Source organism: Nocardiopsis kunsanensis DSM 44524 (assembly GCF_000340965.1).
GTDB lineage: Bacteria > Actinomycetota > Actinomycetes > Streptosporangiales > Streptosporangiaceae > Nocardiopsis > Nocardiopsis kunsanensis.
The window spans coordinates 1-23,816 of the sequence record NZ_ANAY01000007.1 but is presented as its reverse complement, the minus strand read 5'-3'; the positions used below and the strand labels follow the sequence as shown (position 1 = coordinate 23,816).

Genomic DNA, 23,816 nt, shown 5'->3' with positions numbered 1-23,816 from the left:
CGCCGATAACCGAAGAACCCGAAAAATTTCCCGGAGAAGTTCTGCCGGGCTTCCCGTTCCCGGAAACTTCGCCCTCTTCCGGCCCATGCGCGGCGTTGACCGGGCGGGGCGCACCCGGATATCTTGACTTCCACATATCAAAAGTTTCTTTCGTATCGTGGAAGGTTTGTCATGGGCGCCACGCACGGGGTCGAGATCACCGGCCCCCGCAACGACCGGTACGACGAGATCCTCACCGAGGACGCTCTGGCCCTGGTCGCCGAACTCCACCGTTCCTTCGAACCGCGCCGCCAGGAGCTGCTGCGGGCCCGCAAGGAGCGCCAGGACCGCGTCTCGGCGGGAGAGGACCTCGACTTCCTCCCCGAGACCGCGCACATTCGCGAGGACGACAGCTGGAAGGTCGCCGACCCCGCCCCGGGCATCACCGACCGCCGCGTGGAGATCACCGGTCCGACCGACCGCAAGATGACGATCAACGCGCTCAACTCCGGCGCGAAGGTGTGGCTGGCCGACCTCGAGGACGCCAACACCCCGATGTGGGAAAACATGATCGAGGGCCACCTCAACCTGCGGGACGCCCTCGACCGCGAGGTCGACTTCACCTCGCCCCAGGGCAAGACCTACGCGCTCAAGGGCGACGACGAGCTCGCCACCATCGTCGTGCGCCCGCGCGGCTGGCACCTGGACGAGAAGCACATCCTGGTCGACGGCGAGCGCGTCAGCGGCGGCATCGTCGACTTCGCGCTCTACTTCTTCCACTGCGCCGAGCGCCAGATCGCCAAGGGCAAGGGCCCCTACTTCTACCTGCCGAAGATGGAGAGCCACCTGGAGGCCCGCCTCTGGAACGACATCTTCGTCCTGGCCCAGGAGCGCCTCGGCATCCCGCGCGGCACCATCCGTGCCACCTGTCTGATCGAGACCATCCCGGCCGCGTTCGAGATGGAGGAGATCCTCTACGAGCTGCGCGAGCACTCCTCCGGGCTCAACGCGGGCCGCTGGGACTACCTGTTCAGCCTCATCAAGGTGCACCGCACGCGCGGCCGCAAGTTCCTGCTTCCCGAGCGCAACTCCGTGGGCATGACCGCGCCGATGATGCGCGCCTACACCGAGCTGCTGGTCAAGACCTGCCACAAGCGCGGCGCGCACGCCATCGGCGGCATGGCGGCCTTCATCCCCTCCCGCAGGGACGAGGAGGTCAACAAGAACGCCTTCGCCAAGGTGCGCGACGACAAGTCCCGCGAGTCGAACGACGGCTTCGACGGCTCCTGGGTCGCCCATCCGGACCTGGTCCCGGTCGCCGAGGAGATCTTCGACGGTGTTCTCGGCCAGAACCCCAACCAGATCTCCAAGCAGCGCCCGGACGTGAACGTCACCGCCGAGGACCTGCTCGCGGTCGACCGGACCCCGGGCGGCATCAGCGCCGCCGGCCTGCGCGCCAACATCAACGTCGCCCTGCAGTACCTGGCGGCGTGGATGGGCGGCAACGGCGCGGTGGCCATCCACAACCTCATGGAGGACGCCGCGACCGCCGAGATCTCGCGTTCGCAGATCTGGCAGTGGCTGCACAACGACGTCACCCTCGAGGACGGCCCGAAGGTCACCGCCGACCTGGTGCGCACGATCATCGACGAGGAGCTCGAGACGATCCGCGGAATGCTGGGCGATGCCTTCGACGAGAAGCGCTACCAGCAGGCCAAGGAACTCTTCTCCGAGGTCGCACTGGCCGACGAGTACGTCGACTTCCTGACCCTGCCCGCCTACGAGCGCATGCCGTAGGCAGCCGCCACGGCCCCGGTGTGCCCTGCCGGCCCCGCCGGCAGGGCACACACGCCCCCGGGCGCTCACGCGAGCCCGGAAAACCCCGACGATGTTTCCAAGGGACGGAAAGTTCTTTCCGTGGAAACAGTGGCCCTCTTGCCCCGAGGGGTCCCCGCGACCTACGGTCCACACAGACCTCATGCCGGGTGAGCCAACTCACCCGCGCCTGACCGACGCGGGAGGCTCCCCATGTCCCTGGCAGAGAACGAGACCGCCACCGCTCCGGCCGCCCTCGTACCCGAGTTGCGCGCGATCTGCGGCGAGGACGGGGTCCTGACCGACCACTCGCAGCGACGCACCTACGAGAACGACGGCCTCGCCCACCACCGCGAGGTCCCCGGTGTCGTGGTCCTGCCGACCTCCGCCGAGCAAGTGGCCGCGGTAGTACGCCTGTGCCACGAACGCGGCGTCCCCTTCGTCCCACGCGGAGCGGGCACCGGCCTGTCCGCGGGCGCCCTGCCCCACGCCGAGGGGGTCCTGCTCGTGACCTCCCGTATGCGTCGCATCCTCGAGATCGACGTCGCCAACGAGTGCGCGGTCGTCGAACCGGGCGTGGCCAACCTCGACATCACCCGCGCGGCCGCTCCCCACGGCTACTACTACGCGCCCGACCCCTCGAGCCAGCAGGTGTGCTCGGTGGGCGGCAACGTCGCCGAGAACTCCGGCGGCGCCCACTGCCTCAAGTACGGGTTCACCGTCAACCACGTACGCGGCCTCGACGTGGTCACCCCCTCCGGCGAACTGGTCCGCCTCGGGGGCAAGGCCGCCGACGCCCCCGGTTACGACCTCATCGGCGCGTTCGTGGGCTCGGAGGGCACCCTGGGCGTGGCCACCCGGGTCGTGGTGAACCTGACCCGCACCCCCGAGAAAACGGTGACGCTGCTGTCGGCCTTCGAGAGCATGGACGCGGGCGGAGGCGCGGTCAGTTCGATCATCGGCGAGGGTGTGCTCCCCTCAGCGATCGAGATGATGGACGCGCTCGCCATCGAGGCGGCCGAGGCTGCGGTCGCATGCGACTACCCCGCTGGCGCGGCCGCCGTGCTCATCGTGGAGCTGGACGGCCCCGCAGCGGAGGTCGACGCCCAGGTCGAGCAGGTCGAGGCACTGTGCGCGGCGGCCGGCTCCTTCGAGACCCGCACCGCCAGCGGCGCCGAGGAACGCGCCCTCGTCTGGAAGGGACGCAAGTCCGCGTTCGCGGCGGTGGGCCGCATCAGCCCCGCCTACATCGTCCAGGACGGTGTCGTTCCGCGCACGGCCCTCTCCGAGGTCCTGCGCCGCATCACCGAGCTGTCGGCCGACTCGGGCATCCGGGTCGCCAACGTCTTCCACGCCGGGGACGGCAACCTGCACCCCCTCGTGCTCTTCGACGACACCGAACCGGGCGCGTGGGACCGGGCCGAGGAGGTCTCCGCGAAGATCCTGGACCTGTGCGTCGAACACGGCGGTTCCATCACCGGCGAGCACGGGGTCGGCGTGGACAAGGCCTGCAAGATGCCGCGCATGTACGGCCCCGACGACCTGGAGACCTTCGATCTCTTCCGCCGGTCCCTCGATCCGGAGGGTACCGCCAACCCCGACAAACTCCTGCCCACCCCGCGCCTGTGCGGTGAGCAACCGGGGGTGCGCCGCGACGTGCACCCGCTGGTGGCCTCCGGGCAGGCCACCCAGTTCTGACCTCTCCGGACGGACGACCACGGAACGGAACGTGACCATGGCTGGATCTTCCCGGGCCCCGACACCGGCCGTGCGGGCCGCGACCCCCGGGGACGCGGTCGGTGACCTGGTGCCCGCGCAGGTCGCCGAACCCTCGGACACCGAGGAGCTCTCCCTCGTCCTGGCCGAGGCCGCACGCGAGGGCAGCACCGTGGCCGTGCGCGGCGGTGGAACCGCCCAGGACTGGGGCCCCGCCCCACGCGCCCTCGACCTGCTGGTCGACACCGGGAAGTTGTCCTGGATCGACCACGACCCCGGCGACCTGGTCGTGGAGGCCGGCGCGGGCACCCCCGTGGCGGAGCTGTACACCCACCTGGCCGGGAAGGGCCAGCGGCTGTCCTACGACCCCGTCCGTGCCGGCGGCACCATCGGCGGGGCGGTCGCCACCGGCGCGAGCGGACCGCGCCGCCTGCTCCACGGGGCCCTGCGGGACCTGGTCATCGGGATGACGGTCGTGCGCCCGGACGGTGTCCAGGCCCGTAGCGGGGGCCGGGTCGTCAAGAACGTGGCCGGTTACGACCTGGCCAAACTCCACACCGGCGGGTACGGGACGCTCGGCGCCATCGCCTCGGTGGCTTTCCGGCTCCAGCCCGAACCGCCCGCCCTGCGCCTGGTGGAGGCCGAGTACGGGTCCCGTGCCGAAGCCGAACGGGCCCTGGCGGCCGTCCGGGAGAGCACGGTCGTGCCCTCGGCGGTGGAGGTCTCCGCCGGCCCCGACTCCGCCCTGTGCCTGCAGGTCGTCGTCGAGGGGACGCACGACGGGCTGCGTCCCCGGACCGAGCAGGCCGCCCAGGCCCTGGGCGCACACGCACGCGTGCTCGGGGAACTGCCGTCCCAGTGGGGACACCGGCCCTCGGAAGGGCCCCTGGCGTGGCTGTCGCTGCCGCCCGCGGAGTCGGTCGAGGCAGCCGCACGGCTGGGCCGCCGTGTCCGGGTGGGCGGGTGTGCTCCGCGGGGCGCGCTCCACCTGTCCTGGCCGCAGGGGACCCCGCTCGAGGAGATCGCCTCCGTACTGGAGGAGGCCCGGGCCCGGCCCGAATGGTCGGTCCAACTGGTGCGCGCTCACCCCGAGCCGGTCCCGGCAGTGGACCGGTGGGGCCGGATCCCCGGCCTGCCGTTGATGCGTGCCGTCAAGGACGCCTTCGACCCCGACCACCGGTTCGCCCCCGGACGCGGTACCGGCGGGATCTGAACCCCAGAGCGAGCAGGGAGCCCTCATTGACCGAGCCGATCACCGGTGACAGCCACCAACGTTTCAGCGAGCTCCTCGACGACTGCGTGCACTGCGGGTTCTGCCTGCCCACGTGCCCCACCCACGTGCTGTGGGGGCAGGAGATGGACTCCCCACGAGGACGCATCCACCTCATGGAGCAGATGCACTCCGAGGACGTGCTCAGCGAGGCGGCGGTCAGCCACTTCGACAACTGCCTGGGCTGTTTGGCGTGTGTGTCCGCGTGCCCGTCCGGGGTGGCCTACGACGCGCTCATCGACCACACGCGCCACCGGGTGGAGGAACAGTACGAACGCCCGCTCGGCGAGCGGGCGCTGCGGGGCGCCCTCTTCTCCGTGTTCCCCCACCGCGACCGGTTGCGCCTGATGCGCGGTCCGCTGCGCGCCTACCAGGCCACACGCGCCGGACGGCTGCTGCGCAGGAGCGGGGTGCTGGACCGCATCTCCCCCACACTCGCCACCATGGAGCGCATCGCCCCGCCGCTGTCGTCGCCGCCCCCGCCCCTGCCGGAGTTCGTGCCCGCGGTCGGCCGGCGCCGCGCCCGCGTGGGCATGCTCGTGGGGTGTGTACAGGGAGCGTTCTTCCCGGAGGTCAACACCGCCACCGCCCGGGTCCTGGCCCTGGAGGGCTGTGACGTGGTGATCCCCCGCTCCCAGGGCTGCTGCGGGGCGTTGTCCGGCCACTCGGGGCGCCTGGAGGAGTCGGCCGGCTTCACACGCGCCCTCGTGGAGGTCTTCGAACGGGCCGACGTGGAGCGGATCGTGGTGAACTCGGCCGGGTGCGGGTCGAGCATGAAACACATGGACCGCACCCTGGAGGAGGCCGGTGCGGCCCCCGAGTGGGTACGCCGGGCCCGGGCCGCGTCGGAGAAGGTCGTCGACCTCACCGAGTTCCTGGCCGAGCTGGGCCCACAGGCCGAACGCCACCCGGTGCCGGTGCACGTGGCCTACCAGGACGCCTGCCACCTCTCCCACGGCCAAGGGGTCACCTCGGCGCCGCGGGAACTGCTGGCCCGGATCCCGCAGATGAGGGTCTCCGATCTGCCCAACAAGGAGATCTGCTGCGGCTCGGCGGGGGTCTACAACGTGCTCAACCCCGAACCGGCGACCGAACTGGGCGACCGCAAGGGCCAGGACGCGGCCTCCACCGGCGCCGAACTGTTGGTCTCGGGCAACCCGGGATGCTCCATGCAGATCGGTTCGGCCCTGGAACGGGCCGGGACCCCGATGCCGGTGACCCACACCGCGCGGGTGCTGGACGTGTCCCTGCGCGGCCTGGACCCCGGTGTGCTCCTGGGCCGGTCCTAGGAACGGGCCCGGGGCCCGGTTCCGCCCTCCGAAGGCACCGGGGTGCGGCAGCGGGCCCTGCGCAGGGTCTCTCGGTCCGGGACCGGTCAGGCCAGGCAGGTCTCGCCCTCGGCGACGATGACGGCGGGACCGCGCAGTCGGGCGCCGGAGGCGTCGAGCAGCACGGTGCACTCGCCACCGGGCACACGCACCTTCCAGGTCGCGCCCTCGCCGGCGGGTGTGGCGGCGGACGCGGCGGCCACTATGCCGGTCCCGCACGAGCGGGTCTCGCCGGAGCCGCGTTCGAAGACACGCATCTGCAGTGTCCCGGGGCCGACATGGCCGTAGACCTCGACGTTGGCGCCCTCGGGGAAGGCCTCGGGGTCCAGTACGGGCGGTTCGCTCAGGTCCACCCCGGAGATCGGACCGGACACCTCGCACGCCAGGTGCGGGTTGCCGACCGAGATCTGCGCGCCGTGCACCACCTGGCGGGCCAGCTTCGCCGACGAGGAGCCCTGCATCTCGACACGTCCCATGTCTATGGTGATCTGGCCGTCCTCCTCGACCGTGACCTGCTTGGCCCCGTCCCGGGTGCCGATCTCGAACCGGTCGCCGGAGACGAGGCCGGCGTGCAGCAGGTACCGGGCGAAGACCCGTATCCCGTTACCGCACATCTCGGCCACCGAACCGTCGGCGTTGCGATAGTCCATGAACCACTCCGGACGCTCACCCGTGCGTGCCGCAGGCAGCAGTGCCTCGCCCCGGGCGCTGGTGCGCACCACGCGCAGAATGCCGTCCCCGCCCAGGCCCGCGCGTCGGTCGCACAGCAGCCGGACGGTCTCCTCCGTGAGTTCCAGCTCCCCGTCCGGATCGGGGAGGATCACGAAGTCGTTCTCAGTTCCGTGGCCCTTGGCGAATCGCATACCCCCAATACTAGGGCGCGCTCCGAGGGCCCGTGCCCTGCTGCACGACCTCTTCCGGCCTTGCCGCCGGAGCCGGGGCCGGGGCGTTGCCGGCACTCCGGTGAGCACCACAGGCAGGTGTCGGCGCCCGCAAAAGCGCCGCCGACGGGGATCGGGCCCTCCCGCGGCCCGGGCACGTCCCCAGGTGCCGGTACCGGGCCCAGCCGCACGGGTGCGTGCGGACGAGCATCGAGGAGGGGGACGGCACGGCTACGCTGGGGCCATGATCAAGGTGATCGCGGTCGTCGGGCCGACCGCTGTGGGCAAATCGGATCTGGCCGTCGAGCTGGCGCTGCGGCTGGAGGAACGCGTCGGTCGGCGCGGCGAGGTGATCAACGCCGACTCCATGCAGCTCTACCGGGGCATGGACATCGGGACCGCCAAGGTCTCCGAGAAGGAACGGCGCGGGGTGGCCCACCATCTCCTGGACGTGTGGGAGGTCGACGAGCCCGCCGATGTGGCCAGCTACCAGGACATGGCACGCGAACGCGTCGATGAGCTCACCGACCAGGACATCCTGCCGATCCTGGTGGGCGGCTCGGGCCTGTACGTGCGCGCGGTGCTGGACCACCTGAACTTCCCGGGCACCGATCCGGACGTGCGTGACCGGTTGGAGACGGAACTGTCCGAGGTCGGCCCCGGGGTGCTGCACGCGCGCCTGGCCGACGTGGACCCGGCCGCGGCGAAGGCGATCCTGCCGGGCAACGGACGCCGTATCGTGCGCGCTCTGGAGGTCGTGGAGCTGACCGGGGAACCGTTCACCGCGAACCTGCCCGACCACTCCTCCTACTACCCGTGCCTGCAACTGGGGGTCACGGCCCCGCGCGAGCAGCTGGACCAGCGCATCGACCTGCGTGTGGACCGCATGTGGGAGAAGGGGCTGGTGGAGGAGGTCCGGCAGCTCGACAAGATCGGCCTGCGCGAGGGGCGGACCGCTTCGAGAGCGCTGGGTTACTCCCAGGCCCTGGCCCAGTTGGACGGGCAGATGTCGGAGTCCGAGGCCCGGGCTGCCACCGCCCAGGCCACCCGTAAGTTCGCCCGGCGCCAGGAGTCCTGGTTCCGCCGCGATCCACGGGTGACGTGGCTGCCGCACGATGCCGAGGACCTCGTCGAGCGGGCCCTGCACCGCGTGGAGAAAGCACTTTCGGGTGCGGAGGACAGATCCTCGGGCGAGGCACTGGTGGACGTGTCCACGTGGCTGCCGACCGGACGGCTCGGGGAGGACTGAGGCCTCCGTCCTCCCCACGGCCCCGGAGCGCCGTGCCCCGCGGGGCACGGCGCTCCGTCGTGTCCGGTCCCGGCCACGCTCTTCCCACTCCCTTGTCCCGGGGTACGGCGCAGTCCTACTATGACTTTGTGACTAAATAAGAAACTTGGTCACACAGTCACGGAAGTGGGAGGCGGGGATATGGTCGTCACGATCGCCCACGACGGTGGCCGCAGGGCCTCCGTACGTCCCCGAGCCACAGGAGCACCACGTGGTCCAGTCCGCCCGTTCCCGACGTTCACCGCAGGCCCGTGCCGAACGCGCCGACCGCATCCTCGACGCCGCAGCCGACCTCATGGTCGTACTGGGACCGGGCAAGACCACCATCGAGGACGTCGCACGCCGGGCCGGGGTCGGCAAGGGGACGGTCTACCTGCACTTCCCCACGAAGGAAGTGCTGTTCCTGGTGGTGCTCATGCGCGCCCAGTCCGGAGTCACGGCGCGGATCATGGAGCGCATGAAGGCCGACCCCGTCGAGACCCTGCCGAGCCGGGTGGGAGTCTCTGCCCTCGAAGGCCTGGCGAACTCCCCTCTCCTGCGGGAGGTGTACATGAACAACGCCGGGATGATCGACACCATCACCGAGACCGCGCTCTCCGAGAGCGGGGACCTGATCGACCAGCGCATCCACGACTTCGAGACCTACTTCCAGCTGCTGCGCGAGCACGGGCTGGTGCGCACCGACCTGTCCTCGGACGAGCTCTTCCACATCTTCGGCACGACCCTGACCGGGTTCCTGGTCCATCCGCCCCTGCTCGAGCACCAGGAGCGCCGGGTGCCCGGACAGGAGCGCCGCACACGGTTGGCCGCCGACGCCCTGCACCGTTCCCTGGGCGAGAACGAGGACCCCGACACCCTGCGTGCCGCCTGGCCCCGGGTCGTGGCCGTGTTCGACCACACGGACCAACAGGTCCGTGCCGAGATCGACCGTTACCGAACCGTCCGACGCGAATGACCCTGGAGAGGCCATGACCACCACCCGGCCACAGGCCGCACACGAGCCCATCGACCTGCGCGGCCCCGAGTTCGCCGAGGACCCGTTCCGCACCATCGAACGCATCCGTTCGGCGGGCCGGGTCGTCCGGGGCCGTTTCCTCGACAACTCAGAAGTACTGCTCGTCGCCGGGGACGAGGACGTGCGTTCGATCCTCAGCGACCGCCGTTTCGTCACCGATCCCGCGAACGTCCCGGGAGGGGACCCCGGCAACAGGCGCTCGGAGATGCTTCGCGTGCTGGGAGTACGTTCGGACCTGGTCTCCTACCTGACCGACACCATCCTCGACAAGGACGGTGTCGACCACGTGCGTCTGCGCAAGCTCGTCTCGCGCACCTTCACCGTCCGCAGGGTCAACGAGCTGCGCCCACGGATCCGCCGCGCCGCCGAGGAGCTGCTGGCGGCCCTCCCCGAGCACGCCGACGACGACGGCACCGTCGACCTGCTCAAGCACTTCGCCTAACCGCTCCCGATCACGGTCATCGGCGACCTGGTGGGGGTCCCGATCGAGGACCGGGCACGTTGGAAGGGCTGGAGCGACCAGCTCGTCGGCTTCGACCGGGCCGATCCCGCACAGCTCAACGACGCCTTGGCCGGCGCCGTCGACCACGCCCGGCACATGATCGCCGAGCGCCGCGCGGCCGAACACGGCGACCTGCTGGGCGCCCTGGTCCACACCCGCGACGAGGACGGCGACCGCCTCACAGAGAGCGAACTCATCACCCTGGTCTTCACACTGATCATCGCCGGCTACGAGACCACGGCCCACCTCATCGGCAACGGTACCCGGGCCCTGCTCGACCACCCCGAACAGTGGGAGATGCTCCGCTCGGACCGCGACCTCGTGCCCGCCGCGATCCACGAGATGCTGCGTCACGGGGGCACGGCGCTGATCACCCGTCCGCGCTACGCCACCGAGACGATCGAACTCGGCGACCGGGAGATCACCGCCGGTTCCGCCGTCATCGCCGTCATCGGCGGAGCCAACCACGACCAGGACATACACGAGGACCCCTACCGCTTCGACATCACCAGGCACCACGGCAGGCCCGGCGAAGCACACCAGGCATTCAGCCACGGCATGCACTACTGCCTGGGCGCGGCCCTGGCACGCACGGAAGGGGAGGTGGCCTTCGACGCCCTGCTGTCGACCTATCCGGACCTGTCCCTGGTCCCCGGGCGTCCACCGCAACAGCAGGCCGTTCCGGGAGCACTGCGCCTGACGGAACTGCCCGTGCGCCTGGGGACCTGACCTCCACGACCCGGGCCCACCGGGAGGGACACATGCGACCGGGGCCGGCCCCGCGGAAGGGACCGGCCCCGGCCATCGCGGTCCGCGGACGATGTCGTCCCCCACGGACCGGACACGAACGCTAGATCTCGCAGCAACCGCCGACGGACGCGGCGGGTTCCTCCTCCGGTTTGCCGATCGAAGGCATGCCCAGCAGTACGTCCGGTGCGTTCTGCTGCACCGGACGGCCGTTCCGGGCGTCCCAGGCGTCGCCCGCGCGAGTACGGCGGAGCCCCCGGACACCGGAATCGGCGATCAGGTGGTGGGGAGCGGCATAGGTGACCTCGACCGTGACGGTGTCACCCGGACGCGGCTCCTCGTCGCCCTCGTCCAAGGAGAAGTGGACGAGGCGGTTGTCAGGGGCACGGCCCGACAGGCGGCGGCGCTCATCGCTCTTGCGGCCCTCGGCCTCGGAGACCAGCAGCTCGACCTCACGCCCGACGATCTTCCGGTTCTCCTCCAAGGAGATCTGGTCCTGCAGGTCCACCAGGCGCTGGTAACGTTCCTTGACCACCTCGGCGGGGACCTCGCCGTCCATGGAAGCGGCAGGGGTACCCGGACGCTTGGAGTACTGGAAGGTGAAGGCCTGCGAGAACCGCGCCTGCCGCACCACGTGCAGGGTCTCCTCGAAGTCCTCCTCGGTCTCGCCCGGAAAGCCCACGATGATGTCGGTGCTGATCGCGGCGTGCGGCATCGCCGTGCGCACCTTCTCCACGATGTTCAGGAAACGCTCCTGGCGGTAGGAGCGCCGCATGTCCTTGAGCACCTTGCTGGAACCCGACTGCAGCGGCATGTGCAACTGCGGCATGACATTGGGGGTCTCGGCCATGGCCTCGATGACGTCGTCGGTGAAGTCACGCGGGTGCGGAGAGGTGAAACGCACCCGCTCCAGCCCCTCGATCTCCCCGCAGGCGCGCAGGAGCTTGGAGAAGGCCTGGCGGTCACCGAAAGCAATCCCGTAGGCGTTGACGTTCTGGCCCAGGAGCGTCACCTCGGTGACGCCCTCCTCGACCAGGGCACGCACCTCGGCGAGGATGTCACCGGGGCGGCGGTCCTGCTCCTTGCCGCGCAGCGAAGGCACGATGCAGAACGTGCAGGTGTTGTTGCAGCCCACCGAGATCGACACCCACGCCGCGTAAGCGGACTCGCGGCGGCTGGGCAGCGTCGAGGGGAAATGCTCCAACGACTCCGCGATCTCGACCTTCGCCTCCTTCTCGATGCGGGAACGCTCGAGAAGCGTCGGCAGGGAACCGATGTTGTGCGTGCCGAAGACCACGTCCACCCAAGGGGCGCGGCGCACGATCTCACCGCGGTCCTTCTGCGCCAGACAGCCGCCCACGGCGATCTGCATCCCGGGGTTGCGGTCCTTGACCGGACGCAAGTGCCCGAGATTGCCGTAGAGGCGGTTGTCGGCGTTCTCACGGACCGCGCAGGTGTTGAAGACGACGATGTCGGCGGTGGTGTCCTCGGCTGCGCGCGCGAACCCCGCGTCCTCCAGCAGACCGGAGAGGCGCTCGGAGTCGTGGACGTTCATCTGGCAGCCGTAGGTCCGCACTTGGTAGGTACGACTCTGGCTCACGGCCCCAGGATAACGTGTTCGGCCCGGTGCTCCCGCTGGGTCCGGTTCGCCCGACGGCCGGACCCGCCCGCCCGCTCGGCGATCCGGGCGAGGTCCGGGGGAGACTCCCACGGGCCGGGGCCGTGGAGCTCGGGGGTGAGCTCCCACGGCCCCCGGGGAGGTCCGAGGTAGGAGACGACGTGCCCTATCGGTGGCCCCCTATCCGTCCACTCCGGCGAAGCGGCTCCTGTTCTGGCCCATCGGCCGCATCCCGGCGGGGTTGACCACGAAGTCGGGCAGGTCACGGGTACGCCACCGCTCCAGTGCGTAGACGCCACCGCCCAGGAGCAGCCCCAGGACGCTCACCAGGATGCCGGGAGAGACCACCATCAGACCGGCGATGATGAGCGCGGCCCGGAACAGCCACGGCACGTTGCGCTTGATGAACCCGGCCAGCCCCAGCGACACCAGGACCGCACCCGCGACCCCGGAGAACACCGAGAAGACACCTTCCAGGAACGTCACGTCCTGCAGCAGCAGCGCCGGGTTGAACACGAACATGAACGGCATGATGAAAGCCGCGTTGGCGATACGCACCGCGTACACGCCGGTCTGGACCGCATTCCCCCCGGAGATGCCCGAGGCCGCGTAGGCCGCCAGACAGACCGGCGGGGTGATGTCGGCCAGCACGCCGTAGTAGTACACGAACAGGTGCGCCATCAGCAGCATGGACAGCTGCGGAACGTCGAACTCCCCGTTGAGCACCGCAACGATCGCCGGGGCCGCCAGCGTGGCGGTGATGACGTAGTTCGCGGTGGTCGGCAGACCGATACCCAGGACCAGGCAGGCCAGCATCGACATGACCAGGATCAGCGCCAGGTCCAGACGCAGATCCTGCACGAGCTGGGGACCGAAGTCCGCACCCAGGTCCGCCCAGGACAGCAGCGCGGAGGACGCGAGCCCGTTCAGACCGGAAGCGATACCGTCGGAGATGCGCTCGGCCACCCCGAGCAGACCCGACGAGAGCTTGAGCCCCAGGTCGGTGGTGGTGATGACACCGGCGATGATGCCCGCCGTGGCACAGGCCACGATGATCGGCACCGCCAGACGGGCCGCACCGACCAAGCCGTCCAGGATCGAGTTGAGGTCCAGACGGTCGGGATCGTGAGCGGCCCACTTGCGGAAGGCACTCACCACGGCCACGGCCACCACCGCGATCACCGCCGAGGCGATCAGGGCCGTCACACCCCGGTTGATGTCCGCGGCGAACATCTGCACCAACCACACCAGGGCGGCGGCCGCGACACCGGCGAGGGCGATCGGCAGGGTCAGCCGCACGAGGTTGCCGGCGATCTCACCCACCGCACGCAGCCGCCACGTCCCGTCGATCCGGGTCCACGGGATCGTGATGAGCTGAACGAGCAGATTGATGGCCACGACCGCCCCGACGGCACCCATGGCCGAGAACATCGGCGAGTAACCCATCGAGAGCAGACCGAAGATCGCGATGATGGGGATGAGCAGGTAACCCCGTGTCAGGAGTACCTGGCGCACGTTCGGCAGCATCTCCTTGGGCAGACCGCCGACACCGAAACGCTTCGAGTCGTAGTGCACGACCACGTACTGGGCGACGAAGAACATGATCGCGGGGATCGCGGCAGCCGTCAGGATCTGTTGGTAACTGGCCCCGGTGAACTCGATCATGATGAAGGCACCCGCGCCCATGATGGGCGGCAGGACCTGGCCGCCGGTGGATGAGGAGGCCTCGACCGCACCCGCGTACTCGGAGTTGTAGCCCGACTTCTTCATCATCGGGATCGTGAACGCGCCGTTGGAGACCGTCCCGGCCACCGAACTACCGGTGATGGTCCCGGTGAAGGCGCTGGTGACGATACCGACCTTGGAGGTCCCGCCGATCGCCGAACCGGTCGCGCCCAGAGCCAGATCGGTGAAGAACTTCTCCATGCCCGTGCGCTGCAGCATCGCGGCGAAGATCATGAACAGGAAGATGAAGGTCGCCGAGATCCCCAGCGGGGTCCCGAAAACGCCCTCGGTACTCACCCAGAGGTTGGTCACGATCTGGTCGACACTCGCCCCGCGGTGCCGCAGGAAACCGGGCATGTACTGCCCGAGGTAGGCGAAGACCAGCATGGCCGAGGCCAACACGACCAGCGCCTGGCCCAACACCCGTGCGGCCGCGACGAGGACGAGCAGGATACCGACCGTGCCGATGGCCACGTAGGTCGGGTTGAGGATGCCGACGGTGCTCTGGATCTCCTGGTAGTTGAAGAACATGTAGAGACCGGCGACCAGGCCCATCACCGACAGGACCACGTCCGCGAACGGCAGCCCCAGGACCTTGAACGGAAGGTAGCGGGACCCCTGCACCATGGCCAGGACCAACAGGGCCGGGACGAGCACGTTCCAACCGGCCGCACCGGACACGGCCATGTAGACGAGAACCAGCACACCGGCCGCGCTCATGCCCCAACGGCTCACGGCCGGCCACAGCCAGACCGGGACCGCCTGCGGGTAACGCAGCAGCACCACCGTCACCAGCAGGCTCAGCGCCACCAGCACCAGGCCCAGGATCGGCAAGAAGAAGAACCCGCCGGCCGCGTCACTGAACACCAGGTCCAAGGAGATCAGAGCGGTCAGGACCAGCAGGGTCACACCGGCGCCCTTCTGCGCCTCGGAAGCGGTCCCCCGGCCGTCGGGCTGCCACTTGAAGATCCACCACCAGGCCCCGGCGAGCGCCGCGGCCGCCAACAGCCCGAACACCCACTGCGGCAGGTACAGGTACAGGGCCGTGTTGCCACCACTGACGACACCGATCGTGAGATAGGCCAGCAGCATCAGGCCGACCGTCATCACTGCCCCGGAGAGGGCACTCCTGGGCCCGGAGGCCCGGGGTTTGGTCGGGTACAGCAGGAAGACCAGCCCCAGCCCCAGTCCCAGGTGCAGGGAACGCTGCTGCAGCGGCGGCAGCGTCTGGGTCACGGCCGTCCACAGGTGGAAGACGGCCAGGAGCACGGCTCCGAAGAACACCGTCCAGCGCCACAGGGTCCGCAGGTCCTGACGACTGCCCATCCCGGCGTCGTCGATCACCTGGTCCTGCTTCTCGAGCCCGGTGATGTCCTTCTCGATGCTCTCGAGCGTGGAGTCGTCGAACCCACCCTCAGCAGTGGCCGCTCCCGTGCCGGACTCGTCGTAGCCGTCCGGCGGTCGGGAATCCGTTGTCATCGCCCCATCCTTCACTCGGCGGGGATCACCCGCCACTCACCACGGGAGAGGAACCGTGTCGCCCCCTCCGGATCCAGACAAAATTCCCATCCCGGGCCACTGCGGTTCTTCACGAGTCAGGGCCGCCCGATCACCACGGACGGCCCTGAAGATCATCCCCTGGCCCAGGGTCGGACGCGGTCCCCGGACACACGCCCAGAGGCGTCATCCGCACGCCCTCGAGGACCGTTCTAGAGAAGGCCCTCTTCCTCGTAGAAACGCTCCGCACCGGGGTGCAGCTCCATCGGGCCCTGCCCGTCCAGAGCGCTGTCCAGCTGGACCTGGTCGCCCACGGCGTGGCCCAGCTCGTCGGCGTGCTCGTACATCACACGGGTCAGCTCGTAGGCGGTGTCCTCGTCCAGCGAGCCCGTGGTGTAGAGCGAGGCCCACTGGGTCAGGGTGGTCACGTCCTCGTCCTGACCGTTGTAGGTGCCGCCCTCGATGTCCATGAGGCTGTAGCTCTCGTCGGTCTCCTGGAGCTCCTCGGCCTCCTCGCCCTCGATCGGGAGGATCCTGACGTCGTTGGTGGCCGAGGTCTCCTCGATCCCGGCGGCCGGGACCGAGAGGATGCCGAACGCGGCGTCGACCTGGCCGTCGCCGAGCGCGGTGGCCGCGTCGCCGAAGGCGCTGTCGAAGGCGTTGATGTCCTCGCTCGGATCGATCCCGTAGGCGTTGAGGATGTCCCGGGCGGCGACCTCGGTACCGCTGCCGGCCGGGCCGATCTCGACGTTGGCGCCGTCCAGGTCGGCGATCGACTCGATGTCGGAGTCGGCCAGCGTCACGACCTGCATGACCTCGGGATAGATGTTGCCGAGGAAAGCGATGTCGTCGGGGTTCTCGAGCGGCTGGTCCTCGAACGGACCACTGCCCTCCTGGGCCTGCATCGCCACGCCGTTGACCGCCATGATCAACTCGACCTGGTCGATCTGGCCCTCTTCCTCGTCCTCGGTCTCGCCCTCCAGAGCACGCAGGTTCTGCACCGACGCACCGGTGGGGAACGAGTCGACACTCACACCGTCGACGTGGTCGCTCCAGAGCTGGGCGATCTCACCACCGAGCGGGTAGTAGGTTCCGCCCGTGGAGCCGGTGGCGAGCCGGAGGAACTGTGTGTCATCGGCTTCGTCTCCGGGACCGTTCGCCTCCTCAGGAGGTGTACAGGCGGACAACGCGAGCGCACCCGCCGCGGCGACGGCCACGGAGGCGCGGATCCTGCGTCCCTTGCTCATCGCTGGCATCCTCTCTAGCAGTGAGGTGACAACGGCCACCGGCACGTGATCCGGATCGCGGAACGTGCCTGGCCGACGGTCACCAACGTGACATCCGCGAAAGCATAGAACGCAGCCCGCGCCCTGGCTGCGTCGTCGGCGTCACGAATCGGGAACGATACCCGACGTGTACACACGTGGACCCTCGTGTCACCTGCGGGGAGGGCCTCCCACCCACGGAGGGTCGCTACTGCGCACAGCGGGCCACGGCTGGTTATGGTCGACATGTCACCAGAAATGAATCCACGACCGATCCTGAGCGGGACATGTCTGAACTACCCCACCCCCACGGCTCCTGGCCGTCACCCATCAGCGCCGGTGACGTCGCACGGGGGGTCCGCCGGATGGCGTTCCCCAGCGTCGAGGGCGACGAGGTCTGGTGGGAGGAGAACCGCCCCGACGAGGGCGGACGCACCACCCTGATGCACCGGAACGGCGACGGCACCGTCACCGAACTCCTGCCCTCGACCTGGAGCGTGGGCACCCGCGTACACGAGTACGGAGGACGCTCCCACCTGCCCGTCCCCCGGCGCGACGACAAAGCCCTCGTACGGATGGCCGTGGTCTTCGCCAACAGCCACGACCAACGCCTGTACATGCTCGACCGGGGCTCACAGACCCCGACCCCGCTCACACCCGAACCCGACTCCGGACAGAGCCTGCGCTACGCCGACCCCGCCCTGGGCGCTGACGGCAAGAGCGTCGTGTGCGTAAGCGAGGAACACCGGGCCGACGGTGGCTCACCCCGCCGGTCGATCGTGAGCGTGCCCCTGTCCGGCCGCGGCAGCCACGACCCCTCAGCGGTCGTCGAGCTCACCTCCGGCGCGGACTTCTACGCCTCCCCCACCCCCTCACCCGACGGCACCCACCTGGCATACGTGCGCTGGAACCACCCGCGCATGCCCTGGGACGGCACCGAACTGCGCGTAGGCACCCTCACCGGGGGCGTGCTCAACGACGAGTACACGATCAAGGGCGGCGTGGAAGAGTCGGTCGTCTCCCCCCTCTGGGCAGACACCAACACCCTGTACCTGGCCTCGGACTGGCCCGGGTTCTGGAACCTGTACCAAGCCGGACTGACGGGACAGGCGATCGCCCTGTACCCCGCCGAGGAGGAGTTCCACACCCCGCCGGGCCGACTGGGACACCGCTCGTTCCAGGTGCTGGACTCGGGCCGTGTGGTGGCCCTGCACGGGGAGAGCGACCTGACCCCGAGCGTCTACGACCCCGACACCCTGGACCTGAAGCCGATACGCACCGACCTGACGACGTGGTCACAGCTGCACTCGGACGGACGCACTGCGGTGGCGGTGGCCTCTTCCCCCACCACTCCCCCGTGCCTGGTGCGCATCGACCCCGAAACCGCGACCGTGGAGGTGCTGCGCCGTTCGATGCAGGATCCCCCGGAAGCCGGGCTGCTGCCCGAACCGCGGGAGGAGTCACTGCCCGGCCGGTACGGCGCTCCGGTGCACGTGCGTGTGTACCCGCCGACCAACCCCGAGGTGGAGGCATCGGGCCCCGCGCCGTTCGTGGTGTGGGCGCACGGCGGCCCGGTCTCGCACTCCACCTCCGAGTTCGACCTGGTCAAGGCCTACTTCACCAGTCGCGGCATCGGTGTGGCCGATGTCGACTACGGCGGGTCGACGGGTCACGGGCGTTCCTACCGCAAACGCATCCACAAGCAGTGGGGCGCGATCGACGTGGAGGACTGCGCAACCGTGGCCCGTTCCCTGGCCGAACGCGGCGAGGCCGATCCGGAACGGCTGGCGATCCGCGGCCCGAGCGCCGGCGGGTTCACCGCGCTGCTGGCACTGACCGGCGACACCTTCGCATGCGGGGTCTCCCTCTTCGGGGTGACCGACCTGCTGGGGTTCGGCGAGACCACCCACGACTTCGAGTCCCGATTCCTGGACACCCTGGTGGGACCGCTGCCCGGGTTCGAGGAGACCTACCGCGAGCGCTCCCCCCTGAACCGCGTCGAGGACATTGACGTGCCGGTCCTGCTACTGCAAGGCCTGGAGGACACGGTCGTCACACCCGACCAGGCCCTCGGTATGGCCCGGGGACTGGGCGAACGTGGCGTGGAGCACGCACTGTTGGAGTTCGAGGGCGAAGGGCACGGGTTCGCTGGAGCCGCGGCCCGCACGCGCTCGCTGGAGGCGGAGCTGGGGTTCTACGCCACGGTCTTCGGTTTCACCGCGGACGTGCCGTCCCTGGAACTGTCCACGGCCCCGCCGGAGCCGCGCCCGGAGGTGGAGGAGACACGGGACGGGGCCGGGGGCGAGGAGCCCGAGGCCGCTACCGGGGACGGGGAACCCGAGACCGCGACCGGGCACGAGAACTCCGGTTCGGCGAAGGAGGCACCCGAGCAGAACACAGGCCCCGGCGCCCCCACGGACACGGAGCCGGCCGGAGACAGCACGAACGCGGAAGAGGACCGGAACCCCGAGCCCCCGGAAACCGGACCGACCCCCACGTGAGCCTGTGGGCCCGGGCACGGGCCCACCCGGCACCGTTCCTGTACGGGCCCGCGGCTCACAGGTCGGGGTCGGGAAGCTCCACGTCCACACCCTCGGCCTCCAGTTCCTCCCGCACCACCCGGTAGGACAGGCCCGAGGTGTACCCGCGCCGGGCCAGCACACTCAGGGCCCGCCGTACACGGGTCTGCTCGTCCTTGCGGCGGGACCCGGCCAGGCTGCGGCGGGCCAGGTCGCGGGCGGCCTGCTCCTCGTCCTCGTCGGTGAGACCGTCCACGGCCTCGCGGACGGTCTCCTCCTCGATCCCCCGGGTGCGCAGCTCCCGCGCCAGGACCTTGCGGGACAGGCGCCGACCGTGGTGGCGCGAGGAGACCCATGCCTCGGCGAAGAGGCGGTCGTCGATGAGCCCGGCCTCGCTGAAGGTACCCAGGACCGAGAAGACGACCTCTTCCTCGAACCCTCGGCGCAGCAGACCGCGTTCGAGCTGGGCTCGGGTGCGCGGGCTGTGGGTGAGCATGCGCAGGCACAACCCCCGGGCCTTGGCCTCGGGGTCCTCGCCGGGCGGGCCGCTGCGCCCGCCCGGCGGATCCGGTTCGGGGGCCTCCTGATGGATGCCGCCCGCATCACTCATCGGTGGAGGACGCCTTGGTGGACTTCGTGGTGCGCTTGGCGGTGGACTTGGCCGGGGCCGGCTTGGCCTCCGCCTCGCCCCCGGCTTCCTTCGGGGACTCCGACGGCTTCGGGGTGTCCGACGAACTGTCCTCGCCGGTGGGCACGCCCATCTTCTCCTTGATCTTCTTCTCGATCTCGTTGGCCATGTCGACGTTCTCCCGCAGGAAGTTGCGGGAATTCTCCTTGCCCTGGCCCAGCTGCGTACCCTCGTAGGTGTACCAGGCACCGGACTTGCGCACGATCCCGTGCTCCACGCCCAGGTCGATGAGGCTGCCCTCGCGGGAAATGCCCACACCGTAGAGAATATCGAATTCCGCCTGCTTGAAGGGCGGCGCCACCTTGTTCTTCACGACCTTGACCCGAGTACGGTTCCCGACCGCGTCGGTGCCGTCCTTGAGGGTTTCGATCCTGCGGACGTCCAAACGTACCGAAGAATAGAATTTCAGCGCACGCCCACCTGTGGTGGTCTCAGGACTTCCGAACATGACACCGACTTTTTCCCGCAATTGGTTGATAAAAATTGCGGTGGTTCCCGTGGAACTCAATGCACCGGCGATCTTGCGCAATGCCTGCGACATGAGGCGGGCCTGCAGGCCCACGTGGCTGTCGCCCATCTCCCCCTCGATCTCGGCGCGGGGCACCAGGGCCGCCACGGAGTCGATGACGATGATGGAGATCGCGCCGGAGCGGATCAGCATGTCGACGATCTCCAGCGCCTGCTCACCGGTGTCGGGCTGGGAGAGCAGCAGGTCGTCGGTGTTGACCCCGATCTTGGCCGCGTAGACGGGGTCCAGGGCGTGCTCGGCGTCGACGAACGCGGCGATACCGCCCTGCTTCTGGGCGCTGGCCACCGCGTGCAGGGCGACGGTCGTGTTGTGCGAGAGCACGCCGTTGGCCACGAAGCTGTGTGTCTCGGGCAGCATCAGGTCGAACGTGGGCTGCTCGCCCGCGTCCTCGATCGAGGTGATCGCCTCGTAGGTGTACGGGGCGGTGAGGAGCTCGCGCAGGTGCGCCAGGATGGTCTCGGCCGAGGCCGACGGCTTCTGCTCCCGGCTGTCGGCCCAGTCGAGGATCTCCACCAGGCGGTTGCGGCTGCAGGGAAGAGCGCCGTCCTCGCTGAAGAGGTCGCCGGCGACACGGTCGAAGTCGCGGTCGCCGCCGAAGCTGTCACGCAGACTTCGGAGCAGCCCGCCGAGGTTCGGGATGTTCTCGAACTGCGGGCTCCGCGAGGAGAGCCGGAAGTTCTCCTCCACCTGCGCCGCGCGGCGCTGCGAACGGAACCCGATCTCGTCGAGGAAGCGGTGGGCCAGCGACGGATTGACCGTGACGGTCCAGTAGTCGCGCTCGTAGGCGGGGTTGTATTTGCTGTAGAGCGAGGCGGGGATGCCCAGGCCGTAGAGCAGCAGCTGGACGTCACGGGCCAGCTGCTCGGAGGCGCTGGCGAGACCGATGGTGGAAGAAGCGTCGATCCATCCGTCGCCCTCGAAGAGTGCGGTCAGGAAGGCGCGTTGGATCTTGTCCCCGCCTGTGCGGATCACGGAGGGAACGCTCTTGCCGGCCGAGCCCACCGGGTCGAGCCCGTAGCGTTCGGCGAAGTGCTCGCGCAGCTCCTTGCCGGGCAGGACGTATTCGGTGCAGTTGTTGCCCCGGTAGGTCTTGACCTCGGTGTCGAAGAGCCAGGTGGCGATGGAGGTGAACTCGCGGCCGACCTCGTCGTCACCGTTGGTGAAGCGCAGGGAGGTCTCGGAACCGAGGGTGCCTTCGGCAACGAGGTAGCCGAGGAAGACGGCTTCGTCCTCGCTGAGCCCGGAACCCAGGGCGGCTTCGTTGGCGCCGAAACGGGCGGAGACGAGCGTGTCGCCCTCGTTCAGCGCCCCGGCCTTGCGCCAGACGACGAAACCCTCGTCGTTCATCACGCGCAGGGGATGGTTGTGGGTCACGCTGACCTGGCGCCCGGATGCGCTGGTCAGGCGCAGGACGGGCTTGCGGTTGTTGTGGGTCAGGGCTGCGACGGTCTCCAGTTCTCCGCGCTCGTTGACCACCCGGACGCCCTGGTCGCGGATGTCGGTGACCCGGCTGGTGCAGGTGGCGGGCTGCCCGGCGCGCTCGAAGAGCTCGGCGACGGTTTCCATGCCCCGGTCGGTCCACACGTGGGTGTCGGCTGTCAGGCACTTTCCGCTCGACTCGGGGCCGTACACCTCGACGACCCGGCCCTTGGGGATGCCACCGATACCGAGCGCGACGTCGAGCGCGATCGCCCCCGTGGGGATCGACTCGATCGGCGGGCGGTCGTCGTCTCCCAGGCGCATGACGGAGCCCTTGCCGAACTGTCGCTCGATCTGTGCGAGCGCTGTGTCGAGAGCCTTGTCTCGGTCTCCAGTAGCCACGGGATTCCCCTGTTGGGTCGGTGCCTTCTTCTTCATGATGGGCCTGACGCTACGCGCTCGGTACGACATTCTCGACGCTCAGCGCCTGCCTGTGGACAACCCACACTACCCGAACCTGTGTTCGATTCGGTTGCGAACACCCGTCGGTCCGGGGCAGCGGGCACACGTGCCGGTTCCGTCAGCGCGCCGAGGCCGGAAGGTCGAACGCGTCACACACCGCCCTCCAGACCTCCTTGGCCGAGATACCGTCCGCCAGGGCCTGTTCGACCGTGCGCGAGCCGAGCTGTTCGAGGACGTAGTCCTTGGCGAGGCTCTCGGCGTAGGCCTCACCGAACTGTGCGTGCATGTTGTTCCAGAAGAGCGTGAGTCGCATCGGCCCCAGTATCGGTGATCGGCGCGTCCGGCCCGTCCTTGCGGGGAATCGTCCGAGCGGCGCGGCGGCGCACGTCCTCGCCGGGGCGGGCGCTGGTGGTGCTGGACGGTGGTGAACCGACGCTGTACCTGCGGTTGTCCTCGGGGACAGCTGCCGCATTCGGTGCGGGACCGGCGTTGTCGGGGCGCGCGGCGGAGGCGTTGGTGGCCGAGGTGCGTGAGCGGGGGCCGGACACGGTCACGGTGGACCGCGCCGACGGGGGCGAGGTCTTCGGTACCCCGTTGGTCTCCGCGTTGGTGGCGGCGGGGTACCACGTGATCCCCGAGGGCCTGCGTCTCCGGCGCTGACTCTGCCGCCCGGAGAAGTCCCGGAAGGCGCCGGTCCCGGAGGGGCGGCCCTGGCCCCCTGGTGCCCGGAAAAGTGCTGGCCCCCGGCCCTGGGACGCGGTACGAAGGGGCACCGGAGCGGTCGGGACACGGGAAGGTCGGCGGGATGCGGGTACGGGTGCGGGACATGCGGGCCGAGGACGAGGAGGCCGTGGCCGCGGTGAACCTGGCCGCGGGCCGGATGTTCGACGAGGCCGGGGTGGAGCTGCCCCCGGACGATCCGGCGGAGACACTCGCGCGCGCCGGGGCGGTGTTGGTCGCCGAGGACCCCGGGTCCGGCCGCGTCGTGGGCTCGGCCGCGGTGGGTACGGTCGACGGTGCGCTCCATCTGGAGGAGCTGGCCGTGGACCCGGCGGTGGGGCGCCGCGGTGTGGGCTCGCGCCTGCTCGAGGAGGTCTGCGCACGCGCCCACGGGCAGGGCCGCCCGGCGGTGACGCTGACGACCTTCCGCGACCTGTCCTGGAACGGCCCCTGGTACGCGCGCCGCGGCTTCCGGGAAGTGCACGAAGCCGAGTGGGGCCCGCAGCTGCGGCGTGTGTGGGGAGAAGAGGCGCCGATCCGGGTCGCCCCGCGAGTCGTGATGCGCCGCGAGTTGCGGCGGACCTGGATGTGTTGACGGGACAGGTGTGCCGGGGCGGTGGTGGGTGGAGGCCCGGTGGACCGGTGCAGATCGGCAGGGCCCGGTGGACCGGTAACTGGTGGGTGGTGTTCGTCGGAGCGTCGAGCGTAGCCCGGCCGGGGCTTCCCGCAACCCTCGTCGGCGCCCCGCCACACCTGCTTCATCGCGCTGATGGTGGCGTTGTGCGGGGTTGTTCGCGGCGCCTCGGGGTGTGCGGTCCACCCCTTCCCCGGGC

16 protein-coding genes and 2 pseudogenes are annotated in these 23,816 nt (G+C 69.7%); 10 read left to right on the top strand and 8 right to left on the bottom strand.

Features of this window, described 5'->3' with window-relative positions; genetic code table 11:
* The first annotated feature begins 171 nt into the window (after window positions 1–171).
* From aceB to D456_RS0106055, 4 genes are all read left to right on the top strand, one after another.
* Window positions 172–1,776: a malate synthase A gene (gene aceB, locus D456_RS0106070; protein WP_017575271.1), complete on the top strand. Its 1,605-nt coding sequence runs from the start codon at window positions 172–174 to the stop codon at window positions 1,774–1,776.
* A 231-nt stretch (window positions 1,777–2,007) separates the two neighbouring features.
* Entirely contained in the window at window positions 2,008–3,492 is a 1,485-nt protein-coding gene (locus tag D456_RS0106065) for an FAD-linked oxidase C-terminal domain-containing protein (protein WP_017575270.1), read from the top strand.
* A 37-nt stretch (window positions 3,493–3,529) separates the two neighbouring features.
* On the top strand, window positions 3,530–4,723 hold the full coding sequence (locus tag D456_RS0106060; protein WP_026115612.1) for an FAD-binding oxidoreductase: 1,194 nt from the start codon (window positions 3,530–3,532) through the stop codon (window positions 4,721–4,723).
* A gap of 26 nt (window positions 4,724–4,749) precedes the next feature.
* Window positions 4,750–6,069: a (Fe-S)-binding protein gene (locus tag D456_RS0106055; RefSeq protein WP_017575268.1), complete on the top strand. Its 1,320-nt coding sequence runs from the start codon at window positions 4,750–4,752 to the stop codon at window positions 6,067–6,069.
* A gap of 86 nt (window positions 6,070–6,155) precedes the next feature.
* Here the strand turns inward: D456_RS0106055 and dapF are convergent, their stop codons facing one another.
* Window positions 6,156–6,971 (bottom strand): diaminopimelate epimerase, encoded by an 816-nt coding sequence (gene dapF / locus D456_RS0106050; RefSeq protein ID WP_017575267.1) that lies wholly within the window; start codon window positions 6,969–6,971, stop codon window positions 6,156–6,158.
* Between the two features lie 262 nt (window positions 6,972–7,233).
* On the opposite strand from dapF, the gene miaA reads away from it, so the two are divergent.
* From miaA to D456_RS23745, 3 genes and pseudogenes are all read left to right on the top strand, one after another.
* Window positions 7,234–8,238, top strand: coding sequence for a tRNA (adenosine(37)-N6)-dimethylallyltransferase MiaA (gene miaA / locus D456_RS0106045; RefSeq protein ID WP_017575266.1), 1,005 nt, complete (start codon window positions 7,234–7,236; stop codon window positions 8,236–8,238).
* A 250-nt stretch (window positions 8,239–8,488) separates the two neighbouring features.
* Window positions 8,489–9,232: a TetR/AcrR family transcriptional regulator gene (locus tag D456_RS0106040; protein WP_017575265.1), complete on the top strand. Its 744-nt coding sequence runs from the start codon at window positions 8,489–8,491 to the stop codon at window positions 9,230–9,232.
* A gap of 13 nt (window positions 9,233–9,245) precedes the next feature.
* A pseudogene (locus tag D456_RS23745) lies at window positions 9,246–10,523 on the top strand (cytochrome P450 family protein).
* A gap of 121 nt (window positions 10,524–10,644) precedes the next feature.
* On the opposite strand, the gene miaB reads toward D456_RS23745, so the two are convergent.
* The 3 genes from miaB to D456_RS0106020 form a co-directional block, all read right to left on the bottom strand.
* Window positions 10,645–12,117, bottom strand: coding sequence for a tRNA (N6-isopentenyl adenosine(37)-C2)-methylthiotransferase MiaB (gene miaB, locus D456_RS0106030; RefSeq protein WP_272979951.1), 1,473 nt, complete (start codon window positions 12,115–12,117; stop codon window positions 10,645–10,647).
* A 222-nt stretch (window positions 12,118–12,339) separates the two neighbouring features.
* Complete coding sequence (locus D456_RS0106025; RefSeq protein ID WP_017575261.1) at window positions 12,340–15,363, bottom strand: TRAP transporter permease; 3,024 nt, start codon at window positions 15,361–15,363, stop codon at window positions 12,340–12,342.
* Window positions 15,364–15,593: 230 nt separating this feature from the next.
* A complete protein-coding gene (locus D456_RS0106020; protein WP_017575260.1) occupies window positions 15,594–16,628 on the bottom strand; it encodes a TAXI family TRAP transporter solute-binding subunit in 1,035 nt (344 codons plus the stop codon).
* Between the two features lie 305 nt (window positions 16,629–16,933).
* Here D456_RS0106020 and D456_RS0106015 point away from each other — a divergent pair, with 305 nt between their 5' ends.
* Window positions 16,934–19,147 (top strand): S9 family peptidase, encoded by a 2,214-nt coding sequence (locus D456_RS0106015; RefSeq protein WP_017575259.1) that lies wholly within the window; start codon window positions 16,934–16,936, stop codon window positions 19,145–19,147.
* Between the two features lie 55 nt (window positions 19,148–19,202).
* Here the strand turns inward: D456_RS0106015 and D456_RS0106010 are convergent, their stop codons facing one another.
* The 4 genes and pseudogenes from D456_RS0106010 to D456_RS0106000 all read right to left on the bottom strand — a co-directional run bounded on the left by D456_RS0106010 (window position 19,203) and on the right by D456_RS0106000 (window position 22,576).
* Complete coding sequence (locus D456_RS0106010; protein ID WP_017575258.1) at window positions 19,203–19,775, bottom strand: regulatory protein RecX; 573 nt, start codon at window positions 19,773–19,775, stop codon at window positions 19,203–19,205.
* Complete coding sequence (gene recA, locus D456_RS28010; protein ID WP_394297272.1) at window positions 19,768–22,014, bottom strand: recombinase RecA; 2,247 nt, start codon at window positions 22,012–22,014, stop codon at window positions 19,768–19,770. The genes D456_RS0106010 and recA overlap by 8 nt, the downstream gene beginning before the upstream one ends.
* Window positions 21,991–22,239: pseudogene (locus D456_RS28005) on the bottom strand (recombinase RecA); the annotation flags it as partial. The pseudogene D456_RS28005 and the gene recA, both read right to left, overlap by 24 nt.
* Window positions 22,240–22,381: 142 nt before the next feature.
* On the bottom strand, window positions 22,382–22,576 hold the full coding sequence (locus D456_RS0106000) for a DUF3046 domain-containing protein (protein WP_017575256.1): 195 nt from the start codon (window positions 22,574–22,576) through the stop codon (window positions 22,382–22,384).
* Between the two features lie 38 nt (window positions 22,577–22,614).
* Between D456_RS0106000 and D456_RS25500 the strand changes: the two genes are divergently transcribed.
* Entirely contained in the window at window positions 22,615–22,923 is a 309-nt protein-coding gene (locus tag D456_RS25500; RefSeq protein WP_193373809.1) for a hypothetical protein, read from the top strand.
* Window positions 22,924–23,068: 145 nt separating this feature from the next.
* A complete protein-coding gene (locus tag D456_RS0105990; protein ID WP_017575254.1) occupies window positions 23,069–23,578 on the top strand; it encodes a GNAT family N-acetyltransferase in 510 nt (169 codons plus the stop codon).
* The last annotated feature ends 238 nt before the right edge of the window (window positions 23,579–23,816 follow it).